The organism is Pedobacter jaeyakensis (assembly GCF_054461315.1).
Genome location: NZ_CM136921.1, coordinates 2,315,004 through 2,327,081, shown reverse-complemented (window position 1 = coordinate 2,327,081; position 12,078 = coordinate 2,315,004). Strand labels below are relative to the sequence as shown.

The window sequence follows — 12,078 nt, the reverse complement described above, 5'->3', positions numbered from 1 at the left end:
CTACCTATTGAGTTTTAAATATCCGGTTGCTAATCTCCAACAAAAGTTCTCCCGTTCGGAATACATCTTCAAAAGAATTATACAAGGGTACCGGACTCAACCTAATCACATTAGGTTCGCGCCAATCCCCCAAAACATTGGCGGCCACGAGTTCCTCAAATACTCTTTTGCCATCTTGTTTTGCAATGATAGAAACTTGGGCACCGCGCTTATCTTCATCTTTCGGGGTGATGATTTGATAGTATTCATCTCCTAAAAGTTCATTTATCTTATTTACGGTAAAAAAAAGATAGGCCGTTAACAGTTTGCTTTTCGCCCTGATCGGTTCCATATACCCTGCTTTCTCAAAAAGCTGCAAAGATGCATGGTAAAGAGCCATCGGCATGACCTGGGTACAGCTGACCTGCCATCCATCGGCTCCTGCTTCAGGAATAAAACCCTTTTCCATTTTAAACCGTTGCGACTCCTGGTAACCCCACCATCCGGCAAAGCGGTTTAGAGAGGTATCCTTGAAATGCTTTTCGTGAACGAAAATTGCACTAATGCCACCGGGACCAGAATTTTGGTATTTATAGGAGCACCAGCAGGCAAAATCCACATCCCAATCGTGCAGATGTACTGGCACGTTGCCCGCGGCATGAGCGAGGTCAAATCCGACAACCGCACCAACTTCATGACCAACTTTGGTAATCGCCGGCATATCGAACCACTGGCCGGTAAAATAATTTACACCACCAAAAAGTACCAATGCGATCTCGTCGCCATGAAGCCTGATTTGCGCTTCGATATCTTCCGTAAGTAAAATATATTCTCCCTCACGCGGTTTCACTTCAATGATCGCTTCAGCAGGATCATAACCATGAAACCTGACCTGACTTTCCATCGCATATTGATCAGATGGGAATGCACCAGCCTCCATAATGATCTTGAAACGTTTACCTGAAGGTTTGTAAAAACTGACCATCAACAAATGAAGGTTAACCGTAAGCGTGTTCATTGGGCACACCTCTGCAGGCTTTGCACCAACCAGCGGCGCAATCATTTCTTTAAGTGCTTTGTGATAGAACATCCATGGCTCTTCTCCTTCAAACCAGCCTTCAACAGCAAGGTTTTCCCAATTGCTCAGTTGCCGCTGTAAAACAGCACTTGCTGCTTTGGGTTGAAGGCCTAAAGAATTGCCGCAGAGGTAAATAAATGGTTTGCCATTTTGTTTTGGAAACAGGAAATCCTGTCTCAGTCCGCGCAGTGGGTCGGCCTGATCAAGATCTTGCGCATAAGTTAGTTTGTGCTCAAAATTCATTACCCCAAACTTAGAGAAAAATGGCTTAACTATTCGGCTTACTCACAAATTTATTGCCTTTTACATAGTATCTCCAGGGCAGTAAAGCATGGTCCTGCGCATAGGCAACTCCAACTCTCGGAGATGCTACTATTTGATGTTCAGGGAAATGAATACCCCGGTCTTCAATCCAGATTTCATCGCCTAAAAGATCCTTTGCATTTAGCCCTTTGTCAATACCAAGCGCCTTGGCCAAAGCACCAGGCCCTGCAGTCAGATTTGGTTTCAACGCCGGCATACCCCTGCGCTTCAGCATCACATCCAGCCCTTCAACAGGCTCCAATCCTCTAATCAGTACCGCATGCGGAATGCCTTTAGGCGCAGTAACTACATTGAACAAATGATGGATACCGTAACACAGGTAAACGTATGACAAGCCGCCCGTTTCGAACATGGTCTGTGTACGGTTAGTAAGCCTGCCACCATAGGCATGAGACGCCTTATCTTCAATTCCTTTATAGGCTTCTGTCTCAACGATCATTCCGCCTGTAACTTCTCCCTCTATGGAAGTAAAGAGGTATTTACCCAGAAGATCACCGGCTAATGCATTCACATCCTGGCCCTGATAATAAGAAAAGGGTAGCTTAGTCATTCAACAGCACTATAATCTGATTTAGATAAAGTGCATCAATTTCGTCAAAATGAGCGAGGTGTTCACTATCTACATCCAAAACACCAATAACTTTCCCCTTACTAAAAAGCGGTAATACAATCTCAGAGCGGGATGCAGAAGCGCAAGCGATATGCCCTGGAAATTCATCCACATCAGGGACAACAATAGTTTCCCCGCGCTCCCAGGATGCACCACAAACCCCTTTACCCTTTTTAATCCGGGTACAGGCAACCGGTCCCTGAAAAGGACCTAAAACCAGTTCTTCATTTTTCACCAAATAAAACCCCACCCAAAACCAGTTGAACTGTTCTTTGAGCGCAGCGGCTACGTTTGCCAGATTAGCAATTTGATCGTCCTCTCCGGTTAGCAATCCTTTAATCTGAGGAATCAGAGAAAGGTATTGTTCCTCTTTACTGGTATCAGTTATGATGGTTAAATCTTCAGCCATAATTTAATAAATTAAGTAAAATTACATCTTGAAATTCCATTAAATGTAACACGAATGCAAGTATTAATTACTTTGCTTAAATACAATTCAGAATGAAACAACTCGTTGACCTCCAAAAAATTCATTTTTTAATGTCAATAGTAACTTATGGCATTAAACCAAATACCATTTGCCTGAGCGTCTACGAACCATTACTTTTACGGTTTAACCAGCTGAGATTTTTAGTCAATAAACACCAATATAACCATGAGAGTAATTGCAGAACTACCCCATCCAGAATGTAAGATCACCCTATTCAATATGAACCAAAAGTACATTGTAAAGTTTGAACAAGGAACCCTGGAACAAAGCTATAAATTATCTGAACTTGACCTAAGTGGCGGTGGCGCAAATGAGATTTTTGAGATCCTTGATGAAGAATTTATAGGCACGGTAATTGAACGCTTTAAGTCAATGAGAAGCGATTTTTCAGCCGCTTACAATCGTCAGCAGTATTAGTTGATATAAAATATTATAACTGACTGCAAAACAATAGATTTAGTCATTAAACAGAATATTATTCTGAATATTGAGGTAGCGAAGGGCAAAAATATGAAACAGGTATGAGGTAATACTTTATATAAACAGATTAAAAATAATTGATTAACAACAATTTAAATATACATGAAGAATATAATTTTGCAAACCAAAATAGCCAAATATATGAGAGGTTTGGGGCTATTTGGATGTTTTTTGGCGCTTAACCTGCTACTTGCCGGTTGTAGTAAAATCAATGATTCAACCCACATGGACATCACGCTCTCCCCTCCTACTGTAGCCTTCAATATATCCATAAATTCCAGTTTAACAACAGGTAACAGCATTGCCGAAATTACTACTGCAATCAACCTTGATTCCTTGATCAAACTACAGGCACCAAGGTTCTCTTCCGCCAATATTACCAGCATGAAAATCACCAGTTTTTCATTAAGTTTAGTAGACACGGTTAGAACGGAAAATAACTTTGCAAACGTAGAGAACGTAGCCGTTTCTATTCAAGGGAACGGGCAAACTTCAAACACTGTCGCGGCGATAAGTAATACCGATACCATGTCAGGTTTACTAGCCATTCCAGTTACCGCAACAGACAATGACTTAAAGGCTTTTTTAAACACAGGTCAGGTTAAGTATCTGCTGATCGGAAAACTTCGAAAAGCAACCACCAAAGTTTTAAGAGCGAAAGCTTCCGCAACTTATCGCGTCCAGCTCTCACTTTGATTGCTGCCAAAATTTTGCTATATTTGCATAAATCGGGACAATCTCACGCGATCTGCGGTCCCTCATTTCGCCCGGTCTGCTCATTGGACGGGCTTCACTTAAACAAATAAATATGGCTAAATCTCAGGCAACCTTCATGAAGAAGCAACTGGAAAAAAATAGACAAAAGAAAAAAGAAGAAAAAGAACAACGTAAACAGGAGCGTCAGCAAAATTCATCAGGCGGAGACCTGGAAAGCATGATGGCTTACGTAAACGAATTTGGAGAGATCGTATCAACCCCACCAGAAAAACCGGCGGTCCGCCCGGAAAGAAAAGAAAGAGAATAATCAATTATTCTCTTTCTTTATTTAAAACCGCAGGTTTTAAACCTCAATACATAAAACTAAAAAACCCTTATTGTCAAAACCTCGTAACTACACGTAACCAAACAGCAACTGTTCTGGTTTTGGCATGATTTTGAACAAATCGAACGAAGGGACCACATTAATTCAATAAAAATTAGTTTTAGTTTTAGTAAATGATTTCAACGACAGTTCATTTAATTGAAATACAGTCTCAACAAACTCCTGGCAAAACGGCGATCAGTTACGAAGACGAGCGATTGAGCTACGAGGAGTTAAATAAGAAAGCGAACCAGCTTTCAGCATTGCTGAAAGCCAATGGTGTAGCACGCGGAACTGTGGTTGGTATAGCGGTAGACAGGTCGATAGAAATGGTAGTATCATTACTGGCTATATTCAAAGCTGGTGCTGCATATGTACCGCTGGACCCAGAATATCCCGATCAGCGCTTGGAATATATGCTTAGCGACTCAAAAGCACAGTTCCTGCTCACCAATGGCCGTTACCAAAATGATCTTCATACAGACGCTAAAATCATTATCATGGAGGATGCATGGAATGAACTGGATAAATACCCCCAACTAAATCCAGCGATTGTTCAGGGAGATGATCTTGCCTATATTTTATATACCTCAGGGTCGACAGGGCTTCCAAAAGGTGTGATGATTACGCAGAGCAACCTGCTAAACCTCATCAAAAGTGTACAAAAATTTCCCGGCTTAACAGAGAAGGATCGTTTATTGTCGCTTACCACCATCTCGTTCGATATATCTGTTCTCGAGCTGTTTCTACCACTCACTGTGGGTGCCACTTTATTTATTACGGATGCTGAATTAGCTAAGGATGGAGAGGCCATCTTGAAGCTAATCGACAAAGAAAGCATTACGTTTATGCAAGCCACCCCGGCTACTTACAAGATGATGATCGCGGCAGAATGGGAAAAACGTTGCGACATTAAAGCCATTTGTTGTGGAGAACAATTACCTAAAGATTTGGCTGAAAACATTCTCTCACGTTGTGCCAGACTTTATAATATGTATGGTCCAACTGAAACCACCATCTACTCTACCGGAAAGGAAATTCTTGAATCAGACGCTTTTATAACTATTGGAAAACCCATTGACAATACCATTATTCATGTCCTCGACGAACAACAGCAAACCGTTAGCGATGGGGAGATTGGAGAAATTTGCATTGGCGGTGCAGGTGTATCAATAGGCTATTTTGGAAACACCGAACTCACCGACAAAAAATTCTTCGATTTTCAACAACCTGATGGTAATGGGATAAGGCTGTATAGGACTGGTGATCTTGGGAAAATATTAGCTAATGGGGAAATCCAGTGTTTCGGCCGGATCGATCATCAGATCAAGATTCGTGGTTACCGAATTGAAGTTGGGGAAATTGAATACTTTTTAAAACAGCAACCAGACATACGGGAGGCACTGGTAGTAGCTTGGGAGGGTCCAACGGGAGATACACGTCTAGCCGCCTATATTGTTCCGGAACAAGAAATTTCTCAAGCCTATGAATCGGAAAATATCGCGAGGTGGAAAAACTACCTCAGACGATCAATTCCATTTTATATGGTTCCAAATGACTTTGTACTGATAGACAAATTGCCATTAAATGCCAGTCAGAAAATCGACAGGAAGTCACTTCCGTTACCGAGCCTAAAAAATACGCCTTCTCCTCCTAACGATGCCATACCCAGAAATGAATCTGAAATATTGATTGCGAGATTATGGGCAGATCAATTGGGTATCGACGATTTGGGTATTCATGACAATTTCTTTGACCTGGGTGGGCATTCGCTATCAGCGGTAAAAGTAATTGTGCAAATAAAAAAGGAAACCGGTAAATACCTGCCGCTCGGAAGTTTATTTAAATACCCAACTATAGCTGAATTAGCCGGCTTATTAAAAGACAACAAGAAAAGTACGTTTGAATCCTTAGTACCTATAAAACCATATGGCTCTAAAAAGCCGCTTTATATCATACACGGACTCGGCGCAACCGTGTTCAAGTTTTGGGATTTTGCACATCAGCTGGATATAGAACAGCCTGTATACGGACTACAGGCGCGTGGTCTTGACGGAATTGAGGAACCTGCCAGAACTATCCCAGAGATGGCTGCACAGTACGTTTCGGAAATCATTGCTCAGAACCCTGATGGGCCCTATTTACTTTCTGGCTATTCCATGGGAGGTTTAATCGCATTTGAAATGACAAAACAGCTGGAAAAAGCAGGTAAAAAGGTTGCTATTCTTGCGATGTTTGACACGTTTATCGTAAAAAACAACCAACTGGACGAAGGCTTATATAAATCAGCTCATTGGATTTCTGCAAGGGTGGCAAAGTTCTTTTATACATTTTATCTCTTGGCTTTAGAACCCAAACGTACTATTGATCATAAGGTTTTTATGATAAACAGGGCTATCAAAAAATTGCGGGGTTTGGAAGCAGGAAATGAAAATGGACTAGATGAAGACTTCACCATCATCAATAAATTGAATAAAGTACATGAGATTGCCGAGAAAAACTATAAGCTTTCCTATTACGACAAAGAAATACATCTGTTCAAAGCAGCTAAAGCATCAAGATATATGAACGACTTCAAATATTTGGGATGGAAGCCTTATGTGAAAAAAGTTAATATCCATATTGTAGAAGGTGATCACATCACCATGTTTGATGAACAATATATTGGATCATTCGCGGCCTCACTTCAGGCATTACTGGATAAGGCAGCATCGTAAAATTGGCAAGTAGTTTAAGCATAGGATCGTTAATTCGTATCGAAGCAGATATTGCCGTCGAGCAGCTTTCCTGCTCCGGAGCGGTACATATCTGGCTTATAAGCTTTGGGAACGATACCGACCGGAAAAGTATGCGGACTTTATCGAGATCCTTACTTTCCCAATTACTGCGCAAACATTATGCTTTTTTAAACGATTCAGACTTTATTTTTTCAAATCAGCCGAATGGAAAACCAGAATTGCGCATAAATGGAATTCAACCTTTACATTACAATATTTCCTATACCAAAGGGATAATGGCTCTAGCCATTTCCGATCAACCAATTGGCATAGATGTGGAACAGGTCAATACCAGCTTCAATTATCATGAAATTGTTGAAGGATACTTTTCATCAGAAGAAGCCAGGTTGTTAAAACTTCAAAGTCATCAACATTTTTTTTTGCTTTGGACAAGAAAGGAAGCCATTTTAAAGGCAACAGGTATCGGCCTGGTTGAACAATTGCAATCCGTTCCGAGCATAGATGGAAACTATTTCTTATCCATTGAGATTTCTGGAGATAATGATAAAAGCTGGCAAATGCATTCTTTTGACATGAACGACCTGATGCTAAGTTTGGCAACTCCATATTCTTTGGAAGCTGTAAAACTGTTCAATATCACTTTCTGATAGCTTTCTCCCAAATTACCGACTGATTACCTTTAAAGTACCTGATCAAGCCCGCGAACACCGCATAATTCATCATGCAAAAATAATAAGGAATGAAAAGCAGTTTCACCTTAATCTTCCGGTCTTCCAACAGCTTACCAAGCCACGCTGCCCCATAAAAGAAAACCTGAGCCAGCAATAACAACTGAAAAAACAAAGTAGCCTGATCAGAAAAAGCAATAACAGCATTTAGTACAAAAGCCAGAATCATCAAGAAAGGCGTAATCGTCCATCGCAATACCCGGTGACTGATGTATTGAAAACTCAAGACAGGATATTTAAATGGGTTCAACAAAGCACTTAACCAGATAATAGATTGCATTCCACCAGCGGCGATCCTCACCTTGCGTTTCAGTTCTTCAGTTACATTTGCTGAAGAAGTTTCCTGTGCATAAGCCTCCGGTTCATACACAATTACATAACCCTTTTCCGCTATACGCATAGATATCATGAAGTCATCAAGAACACTGTTGGATGGAACAGGCTCATACAGGTCCTTGCGTACACTAAACAGCTCTCCTGCCGCTCCAACGACAGAATACAATTCAGAATCCCAGGCTTTTAATTTAGACTCGTATTTCCAGTAAAAACCCTCACCAGCAGTAGCGTCGGCAGATTCTTCAATCATTACCCGTTTTTCGCCCGCAATAGCGCCAACTTTAGGATCTGCATAGTGCCTGCACAAAAATACAAGCGCATCAGGATTCAAAAAAGTATTAGCATCCGTAAATACCATTAAATCTGTTTTAACCTGTAATACTGCACGGTGTACTGCGCTAATCTTTCCCCTACGTTCATCTGCTGAATGCAGTAAAGTAATCTGCGGGTACCTTGCTATAATTTCCGGGGTTGTATCAGATGAACCATCGGTAACAAAAATTAGGTCCAGCTTTCCTTCATGATAATTTAATAACAAGGTATTTTTTATCTTTTCTTCTATAAAATTTTCTTCATTATAGGCGGCTACAATTAAGGTACAAGAAGGCAACTCATTAAAAGCGTATTGCTTACGTTTTTTAGGGAAGAAAATTCGCTTTAATTTAACCAGCAGAAACAATAAAATCCCATACCCGAAAAAGGTATAAAACACTAAAAAGACGGCAATCCAGAAGGTGATGATCATAATTATTTGATGGTGTAGCCTAATTCGTTACTAGATGTTTTTTGGGTAATATTCCAGGAGATCGCCCTGAACAATATAGGGATAAATCCAGCAGTCCCATTTTTTATATAATTCAGGATGTTCCTGGGCACAACAAAAGCAACAAAATATAGATAAAAGAACAAACGCTGATGCAACACTGCATTTCGCCTGATAAACAAAATCCTGTTGCGGTTCATGAAAAACTCCTTGATGGCACTGTTTTTACCAACTGAGAGTGATTCCTTATGGTAAATTAAGGCATTGGTGTTTATCCATATCTCAAAACCTGCCTTTCTGACCATCTCACACCAATCCATTTCCTCATAATAAAGGAAAAAATTTTCTGCCATTGTACCCGCCTTCTTCAACGCAGTTCGTGTAATCATCATCGCAGCTCCATGAGCATAACCAGTCTGTTCGATGCGGTTGTCAAACTGCCCATTATCTATCTCAAACTGGCCTATACAAGCGTTGCGACAGGTATAATAGTTCATTGGCGTAAAGCCGGCATATTGTATAACTTCCTTATTGTCAAAGTAGTTGATCTTCGGAGAAACAAGGCCAATCCGCCTATTATTATCTAACGTTTCGGTTAGTGTTTCCAGCAAACCTGGAGTAAACTCTGTGTCATTGTTTACTAGGAATAAATATTCACCTTTTGCGGATTTTATGCCCAAGTTATTGCCTCCTGCAAAGCCAAGATTTTTTGCAGATTTGATATAGATAATATTTAAATCAAAATTTTTAAAGGCAGCTTCATGATCTTCCCTGCTCCCATTGTCGACTAAAATAATCTCTATATTCGCTTTCGGATAAAGATTGTTAATTGACCCCAGAAATTCCAAAGTTGCCTGTGGCTGATTGAAATTTACTGTGATTATTGAGATTAAAGCCATTTTAAAAACTTAACTTGTATTAAGAATTATCAAAGTAGTATATTTTGCCTAACAAAACCAAATTTACCGACGAATTAAAGCGTTTTGAAGCCCTTGAAGGCAATAATGAAGTACTTCTTCAAAAACTGGATGAGTTTATCCTGCTCCTCGAAAAGAGCGATCTGAATTCTGAAAATATCAGGGACATTAAAGGAAAGCTGGACCACACCATAGAAAGAAAGCTTGCAGGCAAGGGGCTGATTAAAGAAGTTAAAGGCGTAGCCCTTTCTAATTTGGACAAGATGGAACAGTTGGACAAACTCGAAATGCTACTAAACAACAACCATTTTGATTCGTCAGATGCAAAGAAGATCAATATCAAATCGGGAATAAGCAGACTAGTTAGAGGAGTAATTGGACTATTATTTGTTACATTAGGCTTTGCAATGATCATCATGCCGGCCCCGCCGTATTTTGAAATGTTCACTATTTACTATTTCAACAATAATGACGGGGTAACGCTGATGGATCTAATATCACTGATCATCGTTGCAGTAGGGATATATATTATGATTAATGCTTTATTAAACTTAAAATCAAATGAATAGGATCATCCTTCTCGTAGATGATGATATCTTTCAGCTGCGTTTATTTGAGAAATTATTAACCTCCAATGGTTATAATTGCAAGATTGCTTTGTCCGTTGATGAGGCAGAAAAAATCCTGGAATCGGAAACCCCAGACCTCATTGTATCTGATTTTGAAATGCCAGGTAAAGATGGGTTTGAATTTAGAAGGCGTTTGCTCAAAGCAGATTCTTTTAAGAACATACCGTTCTTGTTTTTAACCTCTATTAACGACAAAGACAATGTACAGCAGGGCCTCGATCTTAAAGCCATTGACTATATCGCAAAAAACACTCCCCCATCCCACATCTTATCAAAGATAGACAACTTATTACAGGCAGTACGCGAGCATTATGAACGTTCATTAAGCGAAGTTAAAGGCATCGCAGAGCGGTTGAATTTGAGGAACATCCCTAAGCAAGCGCCAAAGCTTAAAAAATTTACAATAGATTATTATAACCAGACTTTTCAAAACCAGCCCGGAGGAGACTTTATTGATTTTGTGAAAATCAATGACCGCTATACGTTCGTTATACTTGGCGACGTGATGGGAAAAAAATGGGGCGCCTGGTTTTTCTCCTTTAGCTTTCTAAGTTACATTCGCTCCGCTATCAGACTTTGTGTTTTTGACGAGAACTACTCTTTATCAGAAATCCTGAACAAGTTAAACCGGGTTATTTTTGCAGACGAGTTGCTAAGCGATATATTCTCAACATTAAGCATCATCCTGCTAGATGATGAATTGGGAACCGTTAAATATGCAGGTGCAGGCGATCTTCCCGTGCTGAAGTTTGAAGCTAAAGAAACAGAACTTCAATATTTTCGTTCAGATGGCATTCTATTGGGCTTTTCAGAGCAAGGTGACTACACAGAGATGGATATTGAACTTAAATCAGGCGAAGAAATCTATATGATTTCAGATGGGATGATTGATTTTGAAATAAATGGAGAAAAAAAATCAGACATCAACTTGTTTAAAGAAAAGTTGTTTAATTTTAAAAAGAATAAAGAAACCATACAAAACATTAAAAACAGGCTGTTCGACAAACATGTTTCACAGGTTGATGACTGCAGCATCATCATTATAAACAAATTATAAATGAACGTAAAGAAACAAAACATTGATGACCTCGTTTTACTGACGATAGTTGACAAAGACGCCAACCTTTCCAAATCAGAAAACTTCAAAGAAATTGTTTTTAAAGAAATTGAATCAGGTACCCGTAAATTGATCATCTCATTTGAGCATGTTGAATACCTGGATAGCTCTTTTCTCGGAGCGTTAGTCGCCATTTTAAAAAACCTTGTCCCAAAGGATGGTCAACTTATGCTGATCGAATTGAACAATGACATTAGAAACCTTTTTGAATTGACCAGGCTGGATAAAATATTCGACCTCAAAAATTCATTAGAGACAGCGTTAGAGGGCTTTAAATGAACGCATTGCCTATAACCATTAATCTGGAGATTCCAAATGATCCTGACAGAATTTCTGAGTATACCAGAACGATTCTGGCTAATATCCAGGAGCATGTGGCCTTGGATCTCGGTTATCAGCGGAGAATAAAATTGATTATGATAGAATTGATCACCAACTCTATCAAGCACTCATCTGAATCGCATACCACTATTCAGATGACGATTGACCACCCTCATTTGAGCATACAAAAGATTGAGAAGGGCCTTAAGATCGAATTCAGCGCATCATCTCCTCAACTACCGTTTGAGCAACTGGACAACATTTTAAATGTTAGTTTTTCAGAAGCCAATAAACACCACATCCAGCCGCTAAGTGAGTTTAAGTTTAAGTTCCTAAAACCTGCTGAAGACGAAAGTATGACCATAGATCATATACCTGAGCACTTTGGTTTGTATATCATTACTATGGCCTCGGATCATTTTGAATATCAGTATAACCCTGAACTAGGCGAAAACAGTTATATCGTTCATCTGAATTTTTAAATATT

14 protein-coding genes are annotated in these 12,078 nt (G+C 39.8%); 9 read left to right on the top strand and 5 right to left on the bottom strand.

Going from position 1 to position 12,078, the window contains the following annotated elements; all coding sequences use genetic code 11:
* Positions 1-4 precede the first annotated feature (4 nt).
* From kynU to ACXZ1K_RS10340, 3 genes are read right to left on the bottom strand one after another with little or no spacing between them, the layout of a single operon-like run.
* On the bottom strand, positions 5-1,300 hold the full coding sequence (gene kynU / locus ACXZ1K_RS10350) for a kynureninase (protein WP_458969586.1): 1,296 nt from the start codon (positions 1,298-1,300) through the stop codon (positions 5-7).
* A 25-nt stretch (positions 1,301-1,325) separates the two neighbouring features.
* A complete protein-coding gene (locus ACXZ1K_RS10345) occupies positions 1,326-1,931 on the bottom strand; it encodes a DNA-3-methyladenine glycosylase (RefSeq protein ID WP_458969585.1) in 606 nt (201 codons plus the stop codon).
* Positions 1,924-2,400: a GAF domain-containing protein gene (locus tag ACXZ1K_RS10340; RefSeq protein WP_458969584.1), complete on the bottom strand. Its 477-nt coding sequence runs from the start codon at positions 2,398-2,400 to the stop codon at positions 1,924-1,926. The genes ACXZ1K_RS10345 and ACXZ1K_RS10340 overlap by 8 nt, the downstream gene beginning before the upstream one ends.
* Before the next feature lie 246 nt (positions 2,401-2,646).
* Between ACXZ1K_RS10340 and ACXZ1K_RS10335 the strand changes: the two genes are divergently transcribed.
* The 5 genes from ACXZ1K_RS10335 to ACXZ1K_RS10315 all read left to right on the top strand — a co-directional run bounded on the left by ACXZ1K_RS10335 (position 2,647) and on the right by ACXZ1K_RS10315 (position 7,427).
* Positions 2,647-2,898: a hypothetical protein gene (locus ACXZ1K_RS10335; RefSeq protein ID WP_458969583.1), complete on the top strand. Its 252-nt coding sequence runs from the start codon at positions 2,647-2,649 to the stop codon at positions 2,896-2,898.
* Between the two features lie 165 nt (positions 2,899-3,063).
* Complete coding sequence (locus ACXZ1K_RS10330; RefSeq protein WP_458969582.1) at positions 3,064-3,657, top strand: hypothetical protein; 594 nt, start codon at positions 3,064-3,066, stop codon at positions 3,655-3,657.
* 112 nt (positions 3,658-3,769) lie between these two features.
* Positions 3,770-3,985: a hypothetical protein gene (locus tag ACXZ1K_RS10325; RefSeq protein ID WP_458969581.1), complete on the top strand. Its 216-nt coding sequence runs from the start codon at positions 3,770-3,772 to the stop codon at positions 3,983-3,985.
* Between the two features lie 191 nt (positions 3,986-4,176).
* Entirely contained in the window at positions 4,177-6,759 is a 2,583-nt protein-coding gene (locus tag ACXZ1K_RS10320; protein WP_458969580.1) for a non-ribosomal peptide synthetase, read from the top strand.
* A gap of 2 nt (positions 6,760-6,761) precedes the next feature.
* Complete coding sequence (locus ACXZ1K_RS10315) at positions 6,762-7,427, top strand: 4'-phosphopantetheinyl transferase family protein (protein WP_458969579.1); 666 nt, start codon at positions 6,762-6,764, stop codon at positions 7,425-7,427.
* Here the strand turns inward: ACXZ1K_RS10315 and ACXZ1K_RS10310 are convergent.
* On the bottom strand, positions 7,417-8,589 hold the full coding sequence (locus ACXZ1K_RS10310) for a glycosyltransferase family 2 protein (RefSeq protein WP_458969578.1): 1,173 nt from the start codon (positions 8,587-8,589) through the stop codon (positions 7,417-7,419). The two genes, ACXZ1K_RS10315 and ACXZ1K_RS10310, sit on opposite strands and share 11 nt — an antisense overlap.
* Before the next feature lie 2 nt (positions 8,590-8,591).
* The gene (locus tag ACXZ1K_RS10305; RefSeq protein ID WP_458969577.1) at positions 8,592-9,506 is read right to left on the bottom strand and encodes a glycosyltransferase family 2 protein; all 915 of its coding nucleotides are present in this window, start codon (positions 9,504-9,506) and stop codon (positions 8,592-8,594) included.
* 44 nt (positions 9,507-9,550) lie between these two features.
* Between ACXZ1K_RS10305 and ACXZ1K_RS10300 the strand changes: the two genes are divergently transcribed.
* Genes ACXZ1K_RS10300 through ACXZ1K_RS10285 form a run of 4 tightly spaced genes read left to right on the top strand, consistent with a single transcriptional unit; the run spans position 9,551 to position 12,073 of the window.
* Positions 9,551-10,093, top strand: coding sequence for a hypothetical protein (locus ACXZ1K_RS10300; RefSeq protein ID WP_458969576.1), 543 nt, complete (start codon positions 9,551-9,553; stop codon positions 10,091-10,093).
* The gene (locus tag ACXZ1K_RS10295; protein WP_458969575.1) at positions 10,086-11,210 is read left to right on the top strand and encodes a SpoIIE family protein phosphatase; all 1,125 of its coding nucleotides are present in this window, start codon (positions 10,086-10,088) and stop codon (positions 11,208-11,210) included. The genes ACXZ1K_RS10300 and ACXZ1K_RS10295 overlap by 8 nt, the downstream gene beginning before the upstream one ends.
* A complete protein-coding gene (locus ACXZ1K_RS10290) occupies positions 11,211-11,549 on the top strand; it encodes an STAS domain-containing protein (RefSeq protein WP_458969574.1) in 339 nt (112 codons plus the stop codon).
* Positions 11,546-12,073: a hypothetical protein gene (locus tag ACXZ1K_RS10285; RefSeq protein WP_458969573.1), complete on the top strand. Its 528-nt coding sequence runs from the start codon at positions 11,546-11,548 to the stop codon at positions 12,071-12,073. Before ACXZ1K_RS10290 ends, ACXZ1K_RS10285 begins: the two co-directional genes overlap by 4 nt.
* Positions 12,074-12,078 lie beyond the last annotated feature (5 nt).